This window comes from Devosia sp. SD17-2, from assembly GCF_029201565.1.
Lineage (GTDB): Bacteria > Pseudomonadota > Alphaproteobacteria > Rhizobiales > Devosiaceae > Devosia.
The window spans coordinates 442,450-466,100 of the sequence record NZ_CP104002.1 but is presented as its reverse complement, the minus strand read 5'-3'; the positions used below and the strand labels follow the sequence as shown (position 1 = coordinate 466,100).

16 protein-coding genes are annotated in these 23,651 nt (G+C 61.6%); 2 read left to right on the top strand and 14 right to left on the bottom strand.

The features are described 5' to 3' along the window. Positions 1-3: 3 nt before the first annotated feature. The 3 genes from pyc to NYQ88_RS02290 form a co-directional block, all read right to left on the bottom strand. Positions 4-3,444, bottom strand: a complete 3,441-nt coding sequence (pyc, locus tag NYQ88_RS02300) for a pyruvate carboxylase (RefSeq protein ID WP_275653379.1) — start codon at positions 3,442-3,444, stop codon at positions 4-6. 110 nt (positions 3,445-3,554) lie between these two features. After that, a complete protein-coding gene (locus NYQ88_RS02295; RefSeq protein WP_275653378.1) occupies positions 3,555-3,971 on the bottom strand; it encodes a TIGR01244 family sulfur transferase in 417 nt (138 codons plus the stop codon). Positions 3,972-4,183: 212 nt separating this feature from the next. Beyond that, a complete protein-coding gene (locus tag NYQ88_RS02290; protein ID WP_275653377.1) occupies positions 4,184-5,194 on the bottom strand; it encodes a glycine betaine ABC transporter substrate-binding protein in 1,011 nt (336 codons plus the stop codon). A gap of 221 nt (positions 5,195-5,415) precedes the next feature. On the opposite strand from NYQ88_RS02290, the gene NYQ88_RS02285 reads away from it, so the two are divergent. Then, entirely contained in the window at positions 5,416-6,624 is a 1,209-nt protein-coding gene (locus tag NYQ88_RS02285; RefSeq protein WP_275653376.1) for an ABC transporter substrate-binding protein, read from the top strand. A 74-nt stretch (positions 6,625-6,698) separates the two neighbouring features. Then, positions 6,699-7,289 carry a class I SAM-dependent methyltransferase gene (locus NYQ88_RS02280; protein WP_275653375.1) on the top strand — a complete coding sequence of 197 codons (591 nt, stop codon included), beginning with the start codon at positions 6,699-6,701 and terminating at the stop codon, positions 7,287-7,289. Between the two features lie 123 nt (positions 7,290-7,412). Here the strand turns inward: NYQ88_RS02280 and NYQ88_RS02275 are convergent, their stop codons facing one another. The 11 genes from NYQ88_RS02275 to NYQ88_RS02225 all read right to left on the bottom strand — a co-directional run bounded on the left by NYQ88_RS02275 (position 7,413) and on the right by NYQ88_RS02225 (position 23,556). Continuing rightward, entirely contained in the window at positions 7,413-8,732 is a 1,320-nt protein-coding gene (locus NYQ88_RS02275; RefSeq protein ID WP_275653374.1) for a branched-chain amino acid ABC transporter permease, read from the bottom strand. Further along, positions 8,729-9,736, bottom strand: a complete 1,008-nt coding sequence (locus NYQ88_RS02270; RefSeq protein WP_275653373.1) for a branched-chain amino acid ABC transporter permease — start codon at positions 9,734-9,736, stop codon at positions 8,729-8,731. Before NYQ88_RS02270 ends, NYQ88_RS02275 begins: the two co-directional genes overlap by 4 nt. Positions 9,737-9,739: 3 nt before the next feature. Further along, a complete protein-coding gene (locus NYQ88_RS02265; RefSeq protein WP_275653372.1) occupies positions 9,740-10,444 on the bottom strand; it encodes an ABC transporter ATP-binding protein in 705 nt (234 codons plus the stop codon). A gap of 3 nt (positions 10,445-10,447) precedes the next feature. Further along, positions 10,448-11,230, bottom strand: a complete 783-nt coding sequence (locus tag NYQ88_RS02260; RefSeq protein WP_275653371.1) for an ABC transporter ATP-binding protein — start codon at positions 11,228-11,230, stop codon at positions 10,448-10,450. A 102-nt stretch (positions 11,231-11,332) separates the two neighbouring features. Then, entirely contained in the window at positions 11,333-11,695 is a 363-nt protein-coding gene (locus NYQ88_RS02255) for a methylglyoxal synthase (protein ID WP_275653370.1), read from the bottom strand. Between the two features lie 34 nt (positions 11,696-11,729). Beyond that, on the bottom strand, positions 11,730-13,331 hold the full coding sequence (locus tag NYQ88_RS02250) for a globin-coupled sensor protein (protein WP_275653369.1): 1,602 nt from the start codon (positions 13,329-13,331) through the stop codon (positions 11,730-11,732). Between the two features lie 138 nt (positions 13,332-13,469). Further along, positions 13,470-15,185 carry a methyl-accepting chemotaxis protein gene (locus NYQ88_RS02245; protein ID WP_275653368.1) on the bottom strand — a complete coding sequence of 572 codons (1,716 nt, stop codon included), beginning with the start codon at positions 15,183-15,185 and terminating at the stop codon, positions 13,470-13,472. A 328-nt stretch (positions 15,186-15,513) separates the two neighbouring features. After that, positions 15,514-17,904 carry a methyl-accepting chemotaxis protein gene (locus tag NYQ88_RS02240; RefSeq protein ID WP_275653367.1) on the bottom strand — a complete coding sequence of 797 codons (2,391 nt, stop codon included), beginning with the start codon at positions 17,902-17,904 and terminating at the stop codon, positions 15,514-15,516. 282 nt (positions 17,905-18,186) lie between these two features. After that, complete coding sequence (locus NYQ88_RS02235; protein ID WP_275653366.1) at positions 18,187-20,241, bottom strand: methyl-accepting chemotaxis protein; 2,055 nt, start codon at positions 20,239-20,241, stop codon at positions 18,187-18,189. Between the two features lie 191 nt (positions 20,242-20,432). Continuing rightward, on the bottom strand, positions 20,433-22,946 hold the full coding sequence (locus NYQ88_RS02230; RefSeq protein ID WP_275653365.1) for a methyl-accepting chemotaxis protein: 2,514 nt from the start codon (positions 22,944-22,946) through the stop codon (positions 20,433-20,435). A gap of 220 nt (positions 22,947-23,166) precedes the next feature. After that, positions 23,167-23,556: a response regulator gene (locus NYQ88_RS02225; RefSeq protein ID WP_275653364.1), complete on the bottom strand. Its 390-nt coding sequence runs from the start codon at positions 23,554-23,556 to the stop codon at positions 23,167-23,169. Between the last annotated feature and the right edge of the window lie 95 nt (positions 23,557-23,651).

The following is a 23,651-nucleotide window of genomic DNA, read 5'->3' as shown; positions in this document are numbered from 1 at the left end:
CGCTTAGTCCAGCCGGACCAGAAGATCTTTGGCGTCGATCTGGTCGCCGGGCTTGATCAGCAGCTCAGCCACCACGCCATCGACTTCTGCGTGAATGGCGGTTTCCATCTTCATGGCTTCGATCGAGCAGAGCACGTCGCCGGCGGTGACCTTCTGGCCTTCCTTGACGGCGAGGGTCGAGATGACGCCCGGCATCGGGGCCCCGACCTGCTTGGGGTCGCCGGCCACGGCCTTGGCACGAACCTTGACTTCGCCGGCCTTGAGACGATCCGGCACGGTGATGGTACGCGGCTGGCCGTTGAGATCGAAGAAGACGCGAACCTCGCCCTTTTCATTGGTCGGCGCGCGACCCTGATAGGTGACGACCAGCGTCTTGCCCTTTTCGATGTCGACGAGCAGTTCGTCGCCTTCGTTGAGGCCGTAGAAATAGACCGGCGTCGGCAGCACCTCTGTTGGACCATAGCGGTCCTGGGTCTTTTCGAAGTCAGAATAGACCTTGGGGTACATGAGGTATGACGCAAGGCGGTAGTCATCGACCGGCTGGCCAACTTCGTCGGCGATCTTCTTGCGCTCGGCTTCGAGGTCGACATCCTTCAAATAGGAGCCGGGGCGCTCGGTCAGCGCCGTCTTGCCCTTGAGAACCTTTTTCTGCAGCGCCTCGGGGAAGCCGCCCGGAGGCTGGCCAAGATCACCGGCAAAGAAGCCGACGACGCTGTCCGGGAACGCGATGTCCTTGGCCGGATTTTCGACATCGGCACGGTTGATGCCGGCCGATACCATGGCCAGCGCCATGTCGCCCACCACCTTGGAGGATGGCGTGACCTTCACGATGTCTCCGAACATCTGGTTGACGTCGGCATAGGTCTGGGCAACCTCGTGCCAGCGCGTCTCAAGACCAAGCGAACGCGCCTGCTCCTTGAGATTGGTGAACTGGCCACCCGGCATTTCGTGCAGATAGACTTCTGAAGCGCCGCCCTTGAGGTCGCTCTCGAAGGCGCGATACTGGGTGCGCACGGCTTCCCAATAGAACGACAGCTGGCGGATGGCCTTGGCGTCCAGCTGGGGATCGCGATCCCCGCCCGAGAGCGCCGCGACCAGCGAGCCCAGCGTCGGCTGCGAGGTGGTCGAGGACAACGCGTCCATCGCCGCGTCGACAGCGTCGACACCGGCTTCCACCGCCGCCAGCACAGTTGCTGCCGACGCGCCAGAGGTGTCGTGGGTGTGGAGGTGGATCGGCAGGCTGATTTCCTGATTCAGCGTCTCGATCAGCTTCCTGGCAGCGGCAGGCTTCAGGAGGCCCGCCATATCCTTGATGCCGAGGACATGCACACCGGCCGCTTCGAGCTCCTTGGCGAGACCCACGTAATATTTGAGGTCGTACTTGGAGCGGTCGGGATCAAAGAGATCGCCGGTGTAGCAGATGGCGCCTTCAGCGACCTTGCCCTCTTCCGCCACCGCGTCGATCGAAACGCGCATGTTCTCGACCCAGTTGAGGCAGTCGAAAATGCGGAAGATGTCGACGCCACCCTTGCCCGCCTGGCGGACGAAGAATTTTACGACATTGTCGGGGTAGTTGGTGTAGCCGACACCATTGCTGCCGCGCAGCAGCATCTGGGTCAGAATGTTCGGCGCGCCTTCGCGCACCTTGGCAAGGCGCTCCCACGGATCCTCGTTGAGGAAGCGCATGGAGACGTCGAACGTCGCCCCGCCCCAGCACTCAAGGCTGAAGAGATTAGGCAGACCACGCGAATAGGCTTCTGCAACGCGCGTGATGTCGAAGCTGCGCATGCGCGTGGCCAGCAGGCTCTGATGCGCATCGCGCATTGTGGTGTCGGTAAAGAGCACGCGGCTCTGAGCCTTCATCCACTTGGCCAAGGCCACGGGCCCATCGCGGTCAAGGATCTGCCGGCTGCCCTCGATAGCGGAGATCGGAGCAAACTCGGGCACGACCGGCGCCGCGGCATCGGCCGGCGGACGCGGACGATCGCGCACCTCGGGATGGCCGTTGACGGTCACGTCGGCGATATAGCTCAGGAGCTTGGTCGCGCGATCCTTGCGCGGCTTGAAGTTGAACAGGTCCGGCGTCGTGTCGATGAAGCGCGTCGTATAGCGGTTCTCCACGAAGTCTGGGTGAGTGATGATGTTCTCGAGGAACGCCAGATTGGTCGAGACGCCACGAATGCGGAACTCGCGCAGGGCGCGGTGCATGCGGGCGATGGCTTCATCAGCGCTCGGCGCCCAGCAGGTGACCTTTTCGAGCAGCGGATCATAATAGCGCGTGATGATCGCGCCGGCATAGGCAGTACCGCCATCGAGACGCACGCCGAACCCGGTCGCGCCGCGGTAGGCGGTAATACGGCCATAGTCCGGAATGAAGTTCTGTTCAGGGTCTTCCGTCGTAACGCGGCACTGGATGGCATTGCCATTGAGGCGAATGTCTTCCTGCAGCGGCACACCCGATTCCGGAGAGCCGATAACGGCGCCATCGAGCAGATGGATCTGCGCCTTGACGATGTCGATACCGGTCACTTCCTCGGTGACCGTATGCTCGACCTGGATGCGCGGGTTTACTTCGATGAAGTAGAACTTGTCGGTATCGGCATCCATGAGGAATTCAACGGTGCCGGCACCGCGATAATTGGCGGCATTGCCCAGACGCACGGCAGCGTCGGTCAGATCCTTGCGCACCGCGTCTGAAAGATAGGGCGCAGGCGCGCGCTCGACCACCTTCTGGTTGCGGCGCTGCACCGAGCAGTCGCGCTCGAAGAGATGGACGAGATTGCCGTGATCATCACCGATCAGCTGCACCTCGACGTGGCGGGCGCGCTCGATCAGCTTTTCGAGATACATCTCGTCCTTGCCGAACGCGGCCTTGGCCTCGCGCTTGCCCTCCGACACTTCGGCGATCAGGCTCTTTTCGTCCATGATACGGCGCATGCCGCGACCGCCGCCGCCCCAGCTGGCCTTGAGCATCAGCGGATAGCCGATCTCGGCGGCGAGGCGCTTGATCTCTGCGGGATCATCAGGAAGCGCGTCGGTCGCCGGCACCACCGGCACATTGGACGCCAGCGCCATATTGCGCGCTGCAACCTTGTTGCCGAGGTCGCGCATGGTCTGCGCCCGTGGGCCGATAAAGGTAATGCCGGCAGCCTCGCAGGCGTCGACAAATTCGGGGCTCTCGGAAAGCAGGCCATACCCGGGGTGGATCGCATCGGCACCCGAAATGCGGGCGATGCGGATATATTCTTCGATCTGAAGATAGGCCTCAACTGGGCCGAGGCCCTTGCCGATCAGATAGGCCTCGTCGGCCTTGAACCGGTGCAGCGCCAGCTTGTCTTCTTCGGCAAAGACGGCAACGGTCTTGAGGCCGAGCTCATTTGCCGCACGGAAGACACGAATGGCGATCTCGCTGCGATTGGCGACGAGGATTTTCTTGATTGGCATCGATTGCAATTCCGAGCAGGAGGGGTGAAGGACCGCTCAAGCGGTCCGGCTCAGCACAGATATCGACGGCCTGAACGGCTGCGCGTCCAACCGTCACTTTATCAAATATGTCAGTCCCGGCCGAGATAGCCGGCCAGATGGCTCATGTCGTAGCCGGCTTCAGCCGCCTGCGAGATGATGTCACCAGCCTCGGCTTTTCCAGCCTGGCTCAGCGCCCACAGCGTAGTGGAACGCGTTCCCGAACGACAGAAGCAGAAAACCGGGCCATTGCTCCCCTCGATGACGGCCCGCGTCCGCTCGACGAGGTCGGGATTGACCCCTTCTCGTCCCAGCGGAATAGCGTGATAGGCAAGTCCGGCAGCCTCGGCAGCCGCTTCGATTTGTGCGCCAGCCGGTTGATCGGGTGATTCCCCGTCCGGCCGATTGTTGACGATGGCGACAAAACCGAGGGATTTGAGCGTTGCCACATCCTCAGGCTGGATTTGCCCGGAGACGCTGACGTGTTCATTGATACGCTTCAAGTCCAAGGTGCTACTCCCCACCGCGGTCCGACAGACTTACGAGCCCGTTATATCCATCCGGTCGCCCCGCTTGCAACTACGACGTCTGACTTGCGACCAAAGTCTCGCCTCAACCGGGCGAATCCGGGAAAAACCATCCCAAAACAGGTCGTTTTCAGCCTATTTCGCCGGATTTGGTTGACCAAAGGGCAAGAATTTTCCCCAGGCCAAAGCAGATGTCAGGGTGTCTCCGCCACCCAGGCGCTCCAGACGTCGCGCCGGGAGGCCACAAACGCATCGGCCACGCTCTCGATCGTCGCGCCAGGCTCGCTGGTCTGCGCGAGGAGCGCGTTCATTTCTTCAAGCTTCAGGCTCGAGCGCTGGAAATAGCTCGCCACCTGCGGCGCCTCGGAGAAAACCCAATCGCTCAGCGCCACCACGACCATCTCGCTGGGATAGGCGCTCGGCTTTGCGTCTACACAGACCTGCCGCGCGAGGCATTTGGCAGCCTCTTCATCATAGGCGCCCATGTCGAGCGCCACGAAGTCGAGCTGCTCCAGCACGGCATTGGGCTGCCAGTAGTAGAAGAAGAAAGCTTCGCGACGGTTGACCGCCTCTCCGATCAGCGTGTCCATCTCGAACCGATTGGCCGGCTCGATCACCTCGACCCTGTCCTCCAGCCCGTGGGCTTCGAGCAGGTTCCGATTGATCAGCGCGCAGGCCCAATCGGCGGGACAGGAGATGAACCGCGTGCGCTCACCGCCTTCCGGTAGGGTTGCAGCCAGTTCCGCCGCCGCTGGCACAGCCCCACTCACCGCATAAGCAGGCATGAACCAGCCTTCAAAGCTGGTTTCGACGTAAGTTGGCGCGGCGCTGCGCACCATCTGCGCCTCGATGGCGCCATTCCACACATCGGCGATCCGCGTCACCCACACTTCCGGCGCGACCGCAGGCTGGCCCGAAGAGCCCATGGAGGAAGTGGTCACCGGCATGTCTCCGGGGATAACCCGCACGTCGCAGCCATATTCGCTGACCAGCAGACGCGCGTGGATTTCCGCCAGCAGCGCCGCCGACGGCCAGCTCATGCGGGCGATGGCAATCGGCTGGGCCCCGCAGGGCCGGCTCGGGGCCGCACCAGGGTCACCCACTGCCGAAGCGGGCTCGTCGTCGAGGACTGTGAACTGCGCCATGGCGGGCTGACCGGCCAGAGCAAGCACCGCACCGAGAAAAGTCCACTGCACAAGCCGCATGCTGATCCCTTCAGTAACAAGGCTCAGTCTATGCGCAAACCACTCGCGTTAAGCAACCGAAACGGCTTGTACAATTGTCGCGCGAACCCCGGTGACTTTTAGTCGCGGAATGTGCAACAGTCCGCTCCAGAGAGGCGCGGGTCGCGCCTCCACATTCCGTTCCCTGCCGCAAGAGCGGGCTATCAAGCCGCCCGGCAGGTAACGCAAGCAGAGGGACGTCTATGCGCAATTTCAAGAATACCCTGACCCTGGCTGTCGCCGCCGCCACCCTTGGCCTGGCAGCACCTGCTCTCGCTCAGGAAGTCAAGATCGGCTTTCTCGCCGACGTGACCGGCCCGATCGCGGGCTTTGCTCCGGGCATGGTCGATGCCGGCAACCTCGCCATCGCAAATGTCAACGACCAGGGTGGCATTCTCGATGGCCTGACCCTGTCTTCCGTTCTTGCAGACTCGGCTTGTGACGGCGGTGCAGCCGGCCCGGCCGCTGACCGTCTGGTCAATGCCGAGAACGTCGTCGCCATCTTCGGCGGCTATTGCTCGGGCGCAACCATTGCCGGCGCCAATGGCTCGGCAATTCCTGGCAACGTCGTGATGATCTCGCCCGCTTCGACCGCCCCGGCCGTCGCCGAGCTCGACGACAATGACCTCGTGTTCCGCGACGTCGTTCCGGACAGCATCCAGGGCGTCAAGGCCGCTGAGCTGCTGATCGCCCAGGGTGTCACCGAAGTCGGCGTGACCTTCGTCAACAACGACTACGGTTCGGGCCTCGCAGGCGCCTTTGAAGAGGCCTTCAAGGCTGCCGGCGGCACTGTTCTCGCCAGCGTTGCCCATGAAGACGGCAAGGCCGACTATCGTCCGGAAATCGGCCAGATCGAAGCTGCTGGCGCCACCACCCTGGTGATTTACGGCTACGAAAACGCCGGCGGCGGCGCCATCCTGAACCAGGCTGTTGAAGCCGGCTCGTTCGACCTCTTCGTCGGTGGCGACGGCATGGCCGGTGAAGCCCTGCTGGCTTCGCGCAACGGTGCTGATCTCGAAGGCATGATCCTGACCCAGGCGGCTCCCGCTGCCGGCCCGGCCTTCGACGCCCTCGTCGCCCTCACTACTGCCGCTGGCCAGGACGCCAATGGCACCTATGTGACCAACTCCTACGACGCCGTGTTCCTGCTGGCTCTGGCCATCGAGAAGTCCGGCTCGGCTGACCGCGACGGCATCTCTGCCGCCCTGCGCGAAGTATCCAACGCTCCGGGCGAAACCATCCTGCCGGGCGAATGGTCCAAGGCCAAGGAGCTGATCGCTGCCGGTACCGACATCAACTACGAAGGCGCTTCGGGCACCGTCGAGTTCGATGACGTCGGCGACGTCGCCGGCGCCATCAACTACTTCGTCGTCGAAGGCGGCGCCGTGGTGAACAAGGGCCTGATCGAGTAGTCAGGCACAGGTCCCACAGACCAGAACAGCGGCCCGGAAGCGATCCCGGGCCGTTTTCGTTTCAGGAGGGTGTGATGGCCGACGACCAGACGCTGAAATTCTATGCAGACAATGCGGCGACCTATGTCCAGCATGCGAGCGGCGTGCCCTCGCGACAGCTGGTCGCCTTTGCAGACGCCCTGCCCCAGGGCGGCGCTGTGCTGGAACTGGGGACGGGCAGCGGCAAGGACGCGGCCTATCTGCTCTCGAGGGGTTTTGATGTCCAGCCTAGCGATGGCTCGCCAGAGCTGGCCGAGCAAGCCGAGCGGCTCATCGGCCGCAAGGTCTGCATCATGAGGTTTGATCAACTCGAGGATGAGCAGGCCTATGACGGCGTCTGGGCCAGCGCCAGCCTCCTGCATGCACCAGCAGATGAGCTCACCGACGACCTCTCCCGGATTCATCGGGCGCTGCGATCCGGCGGCCTCTGTGTCGCCAGCTTCAAAGCCGGTTCCGGCGAGGGGCGCGACAGGTTCGGGCGTTACTACAACTATCCCGATGCCGAGACGCTTCTGGCGTATTTTCGTGATGCAGCCGACTGGGCAGAGCTAACGCTCAGCCTACATATGGGCGGCGGGTATGACGGCGAGCCCACTGAGTGGCTTTGGGTCACAGCCCGACGGTAAGAGCAACACAGCGATCTCGGGCGTCGTAACCGGGTCCGTGCCGGTACTCGAACCCCTCAAATAAAAACACCACCCGGATATCCCGGGTGGTGCCGATGAGAGCGTATCTTGCCGCGCAAGCGCCTAGCCGTGCTTGACGGTCTCGGGCAGCAGGCCCTTGGGCGCGTAGCGCAGGGCGAGCGTGATGACCACGCCGAGCACAAAGACGCGCATTTGCAGGGCACGACTGTCGATCTCTGGAATGGCGCCCCAGCCGAGCTGTTCGGTGAGGCCCGACAGATTGAGGAAGATCAGCTGCGCGAGTGGATCGGAGATGATCCAGACGATGTAGATGAGGAACGCGCCAAGCACGACGCCCCAATTATTGCCGGCGCCGCCGACGATCACCATCACCCAGATCATGAAGGTGTGGTTGATCGGCTGATAACCGGAAGGGTCGAAGATCTGCGAGAAGGTGGCGAGCATGGCGCCGCCGATACCCATCAGGATCGAGCCAAAGATAAAAAGCTCGAGCTGACGTCCGGTGACATCCTTGCCCATCGAGCCCGCAGCGATGTGATTGTCGCGGATGGCGCGCATCATGCGGCCCCACGGCCCGCCATAGGCGCGCTGGACGATGATGAAGGCCACGATGAGGATGATGACCGACAGAACCAGGAAGCCCAGTCGGGCGTAGATAAAACTGTCCGGAATGGAAAAACCAATCGCCTGCAGATGCTGCGGCAGCGGCGTCGGCCAGGGCATGGGCGAGACAGTCATCGTCCCGCGGGTCAGCCAGTCCATGTTCTTGATCAGGGCGCGTAGAATTTCCGACATGCCGATCGTGGCGATGGCGAGATAGTCCGTGCGCAAACCAAGGCTGATGCGGCCGATATAGAAGGCGATAACAGCCGAGACCAGACCACCAAAGGCCCAGCCGAGGACCGGGTGCAGCCCGAGACCGCCGACAAACCCGGCCGTGGATTCGATATAGGCGGCGGCCGGATCGATCTGGCTGCGATAGATGACATAGGCAACAAACCAGGCCAACACGATCAAGGCCGTCCGGCCCTTCCCAGTGATCCCGATGCGATCGCTGCGGCGTGCCGCCATGACCAGCACCAGACCGGCGAGAAACGCCAGCAGGACCTTGCCCAGCATGAGCGGGCCGTCACTGTTCCAGAATTCGGGATTGACCGGATAGGAGAGGAACACGGTCGAAGCGCCGCCCACCATGAGAAAGCCCATGATGGCGAAGTTGAAGAGCCCGCCGTAGCCCCACTGGATATTGAGCCCCAGCGCAATCAGCGCAAAGGCTGTCGCCTGGGTGAGGATCAGCAGGATGGATGCCCCGCCCTGCACCATGCCGGTGATCAGCACGATCACGAACATGGCGACAAAGAGCACGATGCCGCGCTTGAGCGGGCTCTGGAGGCTGGTCGAAAGCGAAGAGGCGAGACTCATGTCGAGGCTCCCTTGAAGATACCGGTCGGGCGCACCAGAAGGGTCACCACGAGGATGACGAAGGCGACTGTGAGCTTATATTCGGTCGGAACCAACGCCAGGTTCGCCGGCAGCGCCATGCCCTCAGGCAGGATGGCGTTGAGCGGGCGCAGCACGGCGGTCCAGTTGAACACGGCGAGCGTTTCGGCGAAGGCGATGAGGAACCCGCCGACGATGGCGCCATAGGCGTGGCCAAGGCCGCCGACGATCGCCGCTGCGAAGATCGGCAGCACGATATTGAAGGCGAGGTCAGGCATCAGCGCCACGTCGAGCGCCAGCATGGTGCCGGCAACGCAGGCGAGCGAGCCGGCAATCACCCATGTCACGCGGACGACGAGCGCGGTATTGATGCCCGAAACCTGGGCCAGCGCGGCATTGTCAGCCATGGCGCGCATCGCCTTGCCGAGGCGCGAGCGGGTGAGGAACAGATGCAGTGCCACAACAATCAGCGCCGTGACCACGAACATGATCAACTGCGGCTCGGTGATGTTGATCGGCCGGCTGCCGCCAGCCCAGCTCATGTCGATGCGGAAAATATCCTTGGTTTCGCCAGGCACATAGATCGACTTGGTGCCCGAGCCGAAGATCAGGCGCAACAGACCCTGCATCATCAGCGTCACGCCGATCGAGGCAATGAGCAGGGTGACCGGCTTGGCCCCACGGGCGCGCAGCGGAGCATAAAAGCCCTTGTCGATGCCCAGCGCCAGAAGCGCCGTGATGATCATCGCCACCGGCAGAACCACGAAGGCCATGGGCAGCGGCAGGATAATGCCAGAGGCGGCGAGCGCGGTTGCCAGCACGAAGGCAATGAACGCCCCCATGGTCATCATGTCGCCATGGGCAAAATGAGCAAAGCGCAGGATGCCGAAGATCAGGGTGATGCCGATAGCGCCCAGCGCGTAGATCGACCCCAGAACCGTGCCGGAGATCAGCACGCGGTTGATAAAGAAAATAAGCTCGTCCACGGCCTAGCCCCCCAGGAAACTCTTGGCCACTTCAGGATCGTCGATCAATTCCTGCCCGGTGCCGGTAAAACGGTTCTGGCCCTGGGCCAGCACGAAGCCTTTGGAGGCAAAGGCGAGAGCCTGGCGCGCATTCTGCTCGACCATCAGAATGCCCACGCCCTCCTTGTTGACGCGAACGATGGTCTCGAAAATCTCGATCACATAGCGCGGCGACAGGCCCGCCGAGGGCTCATCAAGCATGAGCAGGCTGGGCTTGCTCATCAGCGCACGGCCCATCGCCACCATCTGACGCTGGCCGCCTGAAAGCTCGCCCGCCGGCTGCCGGCGCTTTTCCTTGAGCACCGGGAACATGTCATAGACCCAGTTTATGGTGCCGGTGAAATCATCGGTGCGGGTAAAGGCACCCATCTCGAGATTTTCCTCGACGGTCATCGAGGTGAAGACATTCTTTTCCTGCGGCACGAAGCTTAACCCCTTGGGGACCAGCCTGTCGGGCAGGGAATTGGCGATGTTCTCGCCGCCGAATTCGATCGTGCCGCCAGTGACCTTGAGCAGCCCGAAAATGGCCTTGAGTGTGGTCGACTTGCCGGCGCCATTGGGGCCGACGATGACCCCGATGTCACTTTTCTCAATGGCGATATTGACGCCGTTGAGAATGGGCGCGCCACCATAGCCGCCAACCACATGCTTGAGTTCGATCAATGCCATTGTTTATGCGACCTCGGCTGGCGAGCCGAAATAGGCTTCGACGATAGCGGGATTGGCGCGGATTTCGGCCATTGGACCTTCGGCGATCTTCTCGCCCTGGGCCATGACAATGACGGGATCGCAAAGGCGACCGATCAGATCCATGTCGTGCTCGATGACAAAGAACGTATAGCCCAGCTCCTTGTTCATCCGCTCGATATTGCTGGCGAGATCATTGAGCAGGCTCTTGTTGACGCCGGCGGCGACCTCATCGAGCAGGACGACCTTTGCGTCGACCATCATGGTGCGACCAAGCTCGAGCAGTTTCTTCTGTCCGCCCGAGAGATTGCCGGCCAGCTCATTGCGGACATGGCCGAGCTTGAGGAAGTCGATGACGTTGAGGGCTTTCTTGCGCACCTCGGTCTCGCGGGACCGCACGAGCCCCGGCCGGAACCAGGTGTCTAACAGGCGCTCTCCGGGCTGATCACCGGGCACCATCATCAGGTTTTCGAGCGCCGTCATCTGCGAGAATTCGTGCGCAATCTGGAAGGTGCGCAGCATGCCGATACGGAACAATTGATGCGGCGCCAGCCCCGTCACATCCTGGCCGTCGAACACGACTTGGCCACTATCGGGTACAATATTGCCGGCGACCATGTTGAACAGGGTCGACTTGCCCGCTCCATTGGGCCCGATCAGCCCGGTGATCGAACCGCGCTTGACTGATAGCGAACAATTATTGACGGCCAGCAAGCCGCCAAAACGCTTTGTGACGTTGCGAACGTCAATAACCAAATCGGTCGACACCGGTCCGCCCTGAGTTTCCTGAAGATACCATTGTGCCCGATTGGTCCGGACATTTTTGCGGCATCTGTTCACAAGCGGACCAAGCGGTCAACCAGAGCAGGCTCAAATGGCGGCCAAAACCGCGTCTGCTGTGGATTTGTTATTGGCAAAAGGCACGTCGTAAAGCGTCGCCAATCGAGTCAGTGCCTTGATGTCGACATCGTGGGGCTGGGCAGACAGCGGATCAATAAAGAAGATCAGCATATCCAGCCGCCCCTCGCAGATCATGGCGCCCAATTGCTGGTCGCCACCGAGCGGGCCGCTCTTGAGCAGAGTCACCTCCAGCCCGGTCGCCGCCATGATGCGGCTCCCGGTGGTTCCTGTTCCCCACAGCTCATGCTGGCCAAGCTTGAGCTTGTGCCGTTCGGCCCAGACGCAAAGGTCGTCTTTCTTGTCGTCATGGGCCACAAGTCCGATATGGGCCATAGTCTCTCCCCCTCGGCCGATAGAGCCAACCAGCTTAGAACTCGTTCCAATCCGGCGAAATGCTGCCGTTGACCGTGCGAAGGCCACGCGTCACGGCCGGACGGCTCGCGCTACGCTGGACGACCTTGGCCTGATAGTGGTTCGAGATCTGGAACACATCGACAATGCTGTCGAGCTCGCCCACCTGCCCATCGGTCTGCTCGATGGCCGCATTTGTTTCCTCAACCAGAGCGGCATTGTGCTGGGTCATTTCATCCATCTGACGGACGGCGACCTTGACCTCGGCCAGCGCCAGCGCCTGGCTCCGATTGGCCTGGGCGATTCCGTCGATCAGCGAGGCGCTCTCGCGCGCGCCGCCAAGAATATCGAGAAGGACTTTCGAGGCATTTTCGACAAGGCCTGCCCCGCGCCGCACTTCGACAGCGCTGGCCTCGATCAGCTTTTTCACCTCGGCCGAAGCATTGGCAGCCGATTGCGCCAGACGACGCACCTCCACGGCGACAACGGCAAAACCCTTGCCAGCATCGCCCGCGCGCGCCGCCTCTACCGAAGCGTTGAGCGCTAGCAGATTGGTCTGGAACGCGATGTCATCAATCATGCCGATGATATTGGAGATTTTGGAGGACGAGGTCTCGATGGCCGTCATCGCCCCGTTTGCCGCCTCCATGGCCTCGCCGCCGGTTGTGGCATTGCGCGCGACAGTCTGAGCCTTCTCGCTGGCTGTGACGGCACGCTCGGCATTTTCCTCCACGGCTTCGGCCAATTGCTCGATAGAGGCAGTGGTCTGCTCGATGGTCGCCGCCTGGCGCGTGGTCCGGTCTGCCAGATCATTGGCACCGGACAAAATTTCACCGGTCGCGGTCTTCAACGAGCGCGAGGTGTGCTGGAGCTGCCCGACGATGGTCGTCAGCCGCTCGGCAACGGCATTGGTGTCGCGCTTGATCTGCTCGAACTCGGGATCGAGATCTTCTTCCACCCGGGAGCGCAGATCGCCGCGCGCCACATCCTGGAGCACCGCCCCGGTTGCAGAGACGGCCTGATGGATCTTTGCCCGCGCCAGCTCGCTGGCGGCTTCAGTTTCTTCGCTGACCTTGGCGAAATAGGCTGACACGCCGATATCGACATCGAGCATGATGGTCTTGAGCACACTGATGAGCGTCTCGGTGAGGCCCGTCAGGCTGCTTTCGATCTCCGTCGCGCTCGGCGGCACTGTCCGGCCAAACGCACCCTTCTTGGGTTCGAGCGCCTTAGCGACGCCATCGGCGACAAGGCCCCGCACCAGCGTTTCCATGATCAGGCTATAGCCGCCGATGTGCCAACGCGGCTCGAGGCCGATGCGTGCGTGCACAAGTCCAACCTGGGTGCTGGCAGCAAAATAGTCCTCGTCCAGCCGTCCCTCGGCGACAGCCTTCCAATGGCCGATCTGGCGCGCCTTGGCGCTGTTCATCTGCCCCTGACCGCTGAAGAAACCGGCTACCGCCGGTTCACTGACCAGCTTGGAATAGAATCGGCTGAGCGCTGGCTCAAGATGGGTGTTTATGCTCGCACTCGCTGCAGCAAGACGCTGGCGGGCGGACTCATCCAGGCCGACGAAATCGAGACGACTCTGAAGATCGTTTTGGGCAAGTGCAGTCATGGTCCATTCCGGAATAGCGCGATAACAATGTCAGCCGATCCCGTCCACGGGGGGGCGATGCCTCCCGGACCAAACTTCTCCCAAGCATTAGTCTGCCGTGGTTAAAACAATCTTCAACCGCCCTGGCGGCAGGCGCGATTATCCTGCGACCTTTAGCAGCGGCGGTCTTTGGTCTCGGCGACCCGCTTCTGCCCCGCCCTGCCGGAAGACATCGACAATTTGATCGAGCTTGTTGGCCTGCGCCTCGGTCTGCTCTATCGCCGCATTGGTCTGCTCGACCAGCGCCGCATTATGCTGGGTCATCTCGTCCATCTGGCGGACGGCAACGGCGACTTCATCAAGGGCATTCGCCTGCTCGCGATTGGCGCGGGCGATTTGCTCGATAAGCGTCGAACTCTCGCCGGCGCCATCGAGAATCTCCCCCAGCTTGTGTGCCGCCTGGCTGACCAGTTGGGCTCCGCTGCGCACCTCGCCCGCGCTCGCCTCGATCAGGACCTTTACCTCGGCCGAGGCCTGCGCGGCCGATTGGGCCAGACGACGCACCTCGACCGCCGCCACGGCAAAGCCCTTGCCGGCATCACCGGCGCGTGCCGCCTCGACGGACGCGTTGAGGGCAAGCAGATTGGTCTGGAAGGCGATGTCGTCGATCAACCCGATGATGTTGGAGATCTTGGCCGAGGACGTCTCGATTGCCGACATCGCCTGCGTTGCCGAGTCCATCACCCCACCGCCCTCGGCCGCATCGCTGGCCAATTGCCTGGCCTTCTCATTGGCGGTGCCGGCGCGTCGGGCATTGTCGGAGACCGTGCTGGCCAATTGCTCCACCGCTGCAGAAGTTTCCTCGATCGTAGCGGCCTGCCGCGTTGTGCGCTGGGAGAGATCATTGGCACCGGTCAGGATTTCCGCGGTTGCGATCTTGAGCGACCCGGAGGTTTCGCGCAGCCCACTGACGATATCATCGAGACGTCCAAGGGATTGGTTGAAGGCCTGACGCAACTGCTCGTACTGGCCGGTAAAGCTGGTGTTGATGCGTCCACCCAGATCCCCCTCGGCCATGCGGTCGAGGCTTTGCGTGAGAAGCGACAGAATGCCTTCGGCTCTTTTGCGCTCAGTGATGTCGGTGGCAAACTTGACCACCTTGATCACCCGCCCCGACGCGTCAAAGATCGGGTTGTAGGAAGCCTGGATCCAGATTTCCTTGCCCCCCTTGCCGAAGCGCTGGAATTCGGCCGCTATATATTCTCCGCCGCGCAGCTTGTCCCAGAAGCCTTGGTAATCAGCGCTTGCCGCATAGCTCGGCTCGCAGAAGATGGCATGGGGTTTTCCAACGATCTCGTCGAGCTGATAGCCGACGGTGGAGAGAAAATTCTCATTTGCGCTGATGACCCGCGCGTTGAGGTCAAAGGCGATAACCGCCTGAACGCGCGAGATCGCTGCAACCTGGGCAGCGTGGTCGGCGGCCGTGAGCACCTGGTCGGTGACATCGGTGGCAAATTTCACGACCTTGAACGGCTTGCCTTTGGGGTCGAGCACGGGGTTGTAGCTGGCCTGGATCCACACTTCCCGCCCGCCCTTGGCGATACGGCGATAGACTTCAGCGCGGAACTGCCCCTGTCGCAAGTCCTGCCAGAACTGGCGATAGTCAGGTCCCTGCACATAGGCTGGATCACAGAACATGGAGTGATGCTTGCCCACAATCTCAGCGAGATCATAGCCCATGGCGCGAAGGAAATTATCATTGGCCCACAAAATGGCGCCATCGAGATCGAACTCGATAACGGCCTGACTGCGCATCATCGCCGTCACTTTTGCCTGCAGTTCCGACTGAGATCCGCCGAAAGCCCGTGCCCACATGAGGTTCTCCCTTGCCGGGCCGGTCCGCACCCGGCCGCGTGCAATCAGGCTGAACCTTCATGATTGATAAAATATAACGGGGCCCATAACCAAAGTTACGGACAAATCACCTTGAAAATCAAAGGCCCACTCGAGCAGCGCACGACAATTTAGCGCCTGACACTCGGTAAAACTACTATTACGAAAACTTATTCCTCATTAGGCGTTCTGACAGATCATCGAGATGTCGCGCGGCGACTCCCTCCCTGACCTCCCGAAAGGGGCCGCGGGCTTTATGCCCGCGGCCCCTCAGACTGGGGGAACTCCCCCAACATCAGACTGGTCAGCCTCAGAACTCATCCCAATCAGCCGAGATGGCTGCATTGCCGTGGGAGAGATAGGCCTTGGCTGCAGGCTGGCGCATGGCCGGGCGACGCGCAGGAGGCGCCGCCGCCACATGGCCGTCTGCATCTGTACGGAACACAGCCACGACCCGGTCAAGTTCGCTGGCCTGGGCTTCGGTCTGTTCGATAGCGGCGTTGGTCTGCTCGACCAGAGCTGCGTTGTGCTGGGTCATCTCGTCCATCTGACGTACAGCCACACTCACCTCTTCGATGGCGGAGGCCTGCTCGCGGCTGTCGCGGGCCATGCCTTCCATGAGCAGGGAGTTGGATTTGGCCGCTTCAACCATTGCCGAGAGCTTGCCGGCCGCTTCCGCAACAAGCCGCGTGCCGGCACCAACTTCGCCAGCCGAGGCCTCGATCAGCACCTTGACGTCGGAGGATGCCTGGGCGGCCGACTGGGCCAGACGCCGCACTTCGACGGCCACCACGGCAAAGCCTTTACCGGCATCGCCGGCCCGGGCCGCTTCGACCGAAGCATTGAGGGCAAGCAGATTGGTCTGGAAGGCGATGTCGTCGATCAACCCGATGATGTTGGAGATCTTCGAGGACGAGGTCGAGATCTGCTCCATGGCGAGGGTTGCCCGCGCCATCACTTCTCCACCTTCCTGGGCGGTCCGGCTCACCAGCTGCGCGTCGTGATTAGCATCGCGCGCACGATCGGCGTTCTGGATCACGGTCTGCGCCAGCTGCTCCATGGCGGCAGAAGTCTCTTCAATCGTCGCGGCCTGTCGCGTGGTCCGTTCGGACAGGTCGTTGGCTCCGGACAGGATTTCGCCGGTTGCGGTCTTGATCGATGACGACGTCCGCTTGAGCTGGGTAACCACCTCGGTCAGCGTGTCGGCGACACCGTTCGCGTCATTTTTGAGCTTGGCAAACGAGCCGCGATAATCGCCGGTCATCCGCACGGTCAGGTCCGTTCGTGCAAGAGCGCCGAGAACCATACCGGTTTCCTCGATGCCGCGATCGACGGTCTCCACCAGCGAATTGACCGCAGTGCCAAGGCTGTTCAGCTCCGGATCGGGGAACTCAGCATGAACGCGCTTGGTGAAGTCACCGGCGATGGCCGCGTCGACGACTTCGCCGAAGGCTGCCTGCAGGTCTGTCATCATGGCGCGGCGCTGCTGCTCATCGGAAATGATACGGGCCGCCTCCGCCTCTGTCATTTCGCTGATCTTGAGGCCGTTTTCGCGGAAAATCTCCACGGCGCGCGCCATATTGCCGATTTCATCCTTACCGGCCTGATAGGGCACCTCGATGTCGTAACGGCCCTGCGCCAGTTCGCGCATCACGCCGGTCATGCGCACGATGGGCCTGGACAGGAGTCCGGCGCCGAACCAGACGACCACAAGAGCAACCGCGAGCAATGCACCCGAAGCAAAAAACGCGAGAGTGCGCATCTGGTTGATGCCGGCATAGATGGTCGTCGCCGGCACTTCCATGATCATGGCCCACTGTTCCTCAACCCCGGGGAAGTTGAACAGCGTTGTCATCACGAAGAGTTCGACACCCTCTGGGTCGACATAGGTCATGCCCGTGCCGATCAGGCGCTCATTGAGAAGGCCTTCGGCAAAGGCCGCAGGCATGGGCTGACCGACTTGGGCAGGATCCCAATGGGAGACCCATGTCCGGTCATTGCTGACCAGCATCACCCGGCCATCACCAAATGGCTTCATCTCGGCGACCATCTCGCCGATCGTGTCGAGAGCCAGATCGGAGGTCAGAATACCTGCCGGCTTGTTGTCTCTTTCGATGACGACACTGATCGTGCTGAGCAGAACCGACTTGCCGTCGATAGGATAGGCATAGGGAGGGGTAAGGACGTCCCTGTTCTCCCGCATCGGCAGATCGTACCAGCTCTCCGTGCCGTTTTCCGGCGACATGTCGAGCAGTTCGGTGGCGACGCCATCGGGGCCATTGGTGAAGTAGGGCACAAACCGCCCCGACGCATCCGAATAGGGATGGCCAACATAAATCTCGTCCCTGCCATCAAGGGCATTGGGGTCGAAAGCCAGCGTCATTCCCGTAATCTCGGGCTTGGATGCCAGAACTGATTTGACCATCTGGCCAAGTTCATCCCGGTTGACGCGGGACAGGGCAATATTGCCTTCGAGTGCAGAAGCCACGCCTTGGGTGAGGTTTATGATCGAGCCAAGCTCGCCTGCCGTCATCTCCGCATAGCCGGACAGCAGGGCCCGCGCGCGCGCTTCTGCCTCTTCCCGCGCCGTATCATGCATCAATGACGTACCGCCGAGCACGACTGCCGCAAGGCTGGTCGAGATCAGGACGCCGGCGCCGAGCACCAGCTTCCACCGAATGGACAAATCAGAAAATTTCATAAATATGCACTGCCCCCAAGCCCCTCCTGGGGCTGACCTGCCTTCGGCCACGCGGAAAATGCGGCCTTTACTTTGCGCCGTGAAAGTCTGAGGCAGGGGTCGCTCGTTCGGATTATCCTCCGCGAACGTGCTGCCAAATATATCCTCATCCCTTGTCAGGCGCTTCCGACCTGATCACAGGCTGTCTTAAGCTCCGGTAAAGTACGAAGGGCGCAGAGCGCAAAAACAAAGGAGGGGACAAGATTGCCCCCTCCCGAACTACTTTTAAACTATGACCGGACCTTAGAATTCGTCCCAGTCTGCGGCGATGGCAGCATTGCCCTGCGACCGGAGGGCTGGTGCCGGTGCCCGCCGTGCCGTCTGGCGGCTCGGCTCCGGCGCATGTGCACGTTCGCGGCCATCGGCAATGCGGAACACGTCGACAATCCGGTCCAGTTCGCTGGCCTGGGCCTCGGTCTGCTCGATGGCGGCATTGGTTTCTTCGACCAGCGCCGCATTGTGCTGGGTCATTTCATCCATCTGCCGGACGGCGACCGTCACCTCATCGATGGCCCCGGCCTGCTCCCGGCTATCGCGTGCGATAGCTTCAAGGGAAAGCGTATTTTCCCGGATGGCGGCCAGCACACTGGTCAGCTTGCCGGCTGCGCCGTCCACAAGCTTGGACCCCGACGACACTTCCCCGGCGCTCTGTTCGATCAGGGCCTTGACCTCGGAAGAGGCATTGGCGGCACTTTGTGCAAGGCGCCGCACTTCCACCGCCACCACGGCAAAGCCCTTTCCGGCCTCACCCGCGCGGGCAGCTTCCACCGAGGCGTTAAGCGCCAGAAGATTGGTCTGGAAAGCGATATCGTCGATCATGCCGATGATATTGGAGATCTTGGCCGACGACTGTGTGATCCGCTCCATGGCCTGGGTCGCCTCCTGCATGGCAACCCCGCCCTCTTCGGCAGTACGGGTCACCTGCGCAGCATTGGCGCTGGCATCGCGGGCCCGCTCTGCATTCTGCATCACGGTTTGTGCCAACTGCTCCATGGCTGCGGTGGTTTCCTCGATCGTCGCCGCCTGCTTGGTCGTCCGTTCGGACAGATCGTTGGCTCCCGAGAGGATTTCTCCCGTAGCCGACTTGAGCGAACCAGACGTATGGCGCAGCTTGCCGACGACATCCGTCAGCTTGTCGGCCACCGCGTTGATGTCGTCCTTGAGCCGGGCAAAGGCGCCCTCATAATCGCCTTCCATGCGCTGGGTGAGATCGGTATTGGCCAGCGCACCGAGCACCTCGCCGATCTCGCTGACGCCGCGGTTGAAGGTTGCCACCAGCTTGTTGACGCCACCGGCGAGACTATTGAGTTCAGGGTCGGGGAAACGGGCCGGGACCTGGCGCGAAAAATCACCGGCAATGGCCGCATCCACCACAGTGCCGAAAGCGCTCTGCAGCTCAGCCATCATATTCTGGCGGGCCTCCTGCTCGGAAATGATCCGCGCAGCTTCAGCTTCGGTCATCTGGCTGACGCGCTCACCGTTCTGACGGAAAATCTCGACGGCGCGCGCCATGCCGCCCACTTCATTGCCCATGCCTGTATAGGGCACCTCGGTATCGTAGCGACCCTCGGCAATCGCCTCCATGGCACCAGCCAGCTTGGGAACCGGACGCGTGATGAGGCGGGACGCAACAAAGCCGATGAGGCCGAGAACGACCGTCACCACTAGGCCAACCATGGCAATCAGGCCGACGACGCTGTTGGCGGCTGCTTCGACAGTAGAAAGCGGCTGTCCGACAAAGATGGCCCCCATCGCTTCGCCGCTCATTTTCACGATCGGCTGGATCCCGGCCAGATAGGCCTCGCCGCCCAGAGTGATCGGACCGCCGTAAGTGGCACCGTCGACGAGGGTCTTGAAGACTTCGCTGTCGGCGCCAATGCTCAGCGCTTCCACACGTGTACCGTCGGCGCTCGTGATGCTGCTTGTCTTGGAAACAAAAGCCCCGCTCTCCGGGTCCATCACGAAGATGGCGGCGCCCTGGCGGGTCACCCGTGACACGGAGTCGATGATCTCATTGTCGTAGAACGGTGGGATCGCCCAGCTCTGGAACTTGGCGATGGAGCCATTTTCGTTCCATTCCAGCACGGAACCGGAAATGCGACGCTCGAGGATGGTCGCAGCGACACCCAGATTGGTCTCTTGCTGAACGACGCTGCTCTCCAGAGATTGCGCGCGCAGGTTAAAATAGATGGACGCCGACACCGCGCCAATCGAAGCAATAATCGCACCCATGACCAAAACCAGGATGGTCGTGGTCATACGAATATTGCCCAACACCTTCACCAAACGTCCCATCATTCCCCCTCTCGCGCCTTGTCCCAGGGTCCTGTGGGCAAGCGCATAAAAAACCGAACCTTAACCACGTCGGGTTAACCGGAAGTTCCATACCGGCGCCTTAACAGCAGGCTCTATCCCGCTGACAAGATTGAAAGATTTTTCCAATCAAGACGTCTACCCCGCATCGCGGAGCGCCCCTTGACCTGCCCGCCTCAGAAATCGGACCAGTCATCCTTGATGGCCGCGTTGCCGGTCGTGAAATAGGCGCGCGTTGCGGTCTTGAGCTTGTCCTGCAGCCCCCGTGCACCCTCGGCGAGCGCCGCGAGGGGCCGCGTCTTGCCTTCAGCGCGCACGCTCTGTTCCCTGACGGTGAAAACCTCAACGATCGTATCGAGCTTGTTGGCCTGCGCCTCGGTCTGCTCGATCGCCGCATTCATTTCCTCCACCAGCGCGGCATTGTGCTGGGTCATCTCATCCATCTGACGGACGGCGCTGTTGACCTCATCGATCGAGGCTGCCTGCTCCCGGCTTTCGCGAGCGATGTCGCCCATCTGCGCATTGGAAGCGCGGGCCGCCTGAAGCATGGTTTCGAGTTTGCCGGCCGCGTCGGCGACGAGCCGTGAACCGCCCTTGACCTCAAGTGCACTCTGCTCGATCAGCTGCTTGACGTCGGACGATGCGCTGGCCGCAGACTGGGCCAGGCGGCGCACTTCCACGGCAACCACCGCAAAGCCCTTGCCCGCTTCACCCGCCCGGGCCGCCTCGACAGAAGCGTTGAGGGCAAGCAGATTGGTCTGGAAGGCAATGTCATCGATCATGCCAATGATGTTGGAAATCTTGGCCGAGCTCTGAGTGATCCGCTCCATGGCCAGATTGGCCTCGGCCATGACACGTCCACCGTCTTCGGCCGAACGCGTCACCTCGTCGGCAGTACCGCTCGCGTCCTGTGCGCGCTTGGCGTTCTCCATCACTGTCAGGGCCAGCTGCTCCATGGCCGCCGACGTTTCTTCGATGGTTGCCGCCTGCTTGGTCGTGCGCTCGGACAGATCATTGGCACCCGAAAGGATTTCACCCGTCGCGGTCTTGAGCGTGCCCGATGTCTGCTGCAGATCGCTGATGACCTGGCTGAGCTTGTCGGCAACCGCATTGGTATCGTCCCGCAGGCGTGCGAAAGCGCCCTGATACTCGCCTTCCACCCGCTGGGTCAGGTCCGTGTGAGCCAGCGCGGAAAGCACCGCGCCGGTTTCGCCAATGCCGCGATCGACGGTCTCGACCAGCTCATTGACCGATCGGGCAAGCCTGTTGAGTTCGTCATCGGGGAAGTTCATGTCCACCCGGCGGCCGAAATCCCCGGCAATGGCAGCATCGACCACCACACCAAACGCGCGCTGCAGCTGCAGCATCATGCGCGCCCGCTCCTCCTGATTGGCAATGATGGTGGCGGCCTCCGCCTCAGTCATCTGCGCAACCTTGAGACCGTTTTCACGGAACACTTCCACGGTCCGGGCCATGGCGCCGATCTCGTCGCTGCGTCCGGTGCCGTCGACTTCGATATCGAGATCGCCTTCGGCGAGGGCCTGCATCGTCCCATTGAGGCGCGAAATCGGACGGCTGATCGACCGCGCGAAGAAATAGCCAACCAGCGCAGCAATCGCGAGCAGAGCCGCCGCCATGGCGAGGATCATGTTGCGCATATCAGTGACGGGCGCGTTGGCTTCGGCTTCCGGCTGCGCCGCAACGATGGCCCACTCCACTGCGCCAACATTGACCTTGAGCGCGCGCACCAGCATGGTTTCGTCGCGGAAGTCGTGGCTCATGCCTTCGCTGGGCTGTCCGGCAAAAGCGGCCACGACCGCATCGGAGGTCAGGGTGGTGACGAGTACGTCGCCAGCCTCGGTGCGCGGCGTTTCCGTGCGCAGCAAGTCGTCCTTGCCTACAACGACGACTTCACCGCTGCCACCAAGACCCGACAGTGCCGAGACGCGCTCGCTGACTGCAGCCGGGGAGATGGCAAGCACCATCACGCCCAGCCGGTTCTCCTTTTCGAAAACCGGCATGGCCATGAAGCTGAGCGCCTGCCCGCCCGGAGCATAACTGGTAAAATCGACAAAGCCGGCGGCATTCGGCTCAAGGTCCTTGCCCAGTGCAAAGGCCTGGCCAAGACCCGAGGCGGAGAGGGGCGCCCCACTCCCGACATTGGCAGCAAAGTCGGTGTTCTTGACCACCGAATAGACCACGTCACCCGCAAGATTGAGCAGAAGCACGTCGCTGTAGCGGCGCTCATGCATCAGCGTGCGGAAGCCCGGATGGTAGCGCTTGTGCGGCGCATCATAGGTGCCGGCCTGCCCATTGGTGCTGTCGAGCTCATCGCGCGCAGCCGGATTGGGATTGTCCGTCACATAGGCCTTCTGAAGAATTTCGCTCGCCCGATCGCCCATGCCCATGCGCAGTTCGCTGAGGCCGCGATCGAGGTTTTTCATCGCCGTCACCGTGTCGGCACGTTCGACGAACAGCCGCAGATCGACTTCGACATCCCGGTAATAGTCGGTGATCATGGTCGCACCGGTATGGAGCGCGGCCTGCATGGACTGCTCCCGCTGCTCCAATACGGTGGACTGTCCGATCAGATAGCTGGCAATACCCACGCCAGCGCTGACGATCAGGGCCGTGCCCATCAGGGCGAGCGGCAGTTTCTTGGCAATATTGAGCCGTGGTAACAAATGCATAGCCATCTCCCCCGGAGGCTGTGGTCCGTTTTTCGGTACGACGCCGAGACGCGTCAGCCTCGCCCTCCCGGCAAGTCCAAACGCGTCGGACAATTTCATGAGTGCAATCGTTACAGCCTTACGCTTAACTACTTATTACGCGTCCGGAACTTAACCGAGACAAATAAAAAAAGGCGCCCCCGAAGGAACGCCTTGATTTCTATCACTGAAATGGTTGCCCTCAGGTCAGGGCGCCAATAACAGCCTCGATCCGCTTCTTCATCGTCGAGACGTCGAACGGCTTGATGATATAGTTATTCACGCCAGCGGCGATCGCTTCCTTCACCTGCTCGGCGTCGGAACGGCCCGTCGCCATGATGAACGGCATTGCCTGGGTCCGCGGATGCTTGCGAATAACCTTGAGCAAGGTCAGGCCATCGATATCGTCCATGTTCCAGTCGGAAATGATCAGATCGACATTGGACTGCTCGAGCTTGCCGAGCGCGTCGCGCCCGCTCTTGGCCTCAATGATATCCTTGAAGCCCAGCTGATTGAGAATATACTTACAGATGCCGCGCATCGACTGCTGGTCATCGACGATCAAAACGCTGACAGCGCTTGCTTTTGGCATGGAATTCTTACCCTCTACGCGCCCGGGACCGCAGCCCCGTACCTTTAGCCGCCATCCTAGGCAGCAAGCGTTACAATTCCCTCAACCCGCACTGG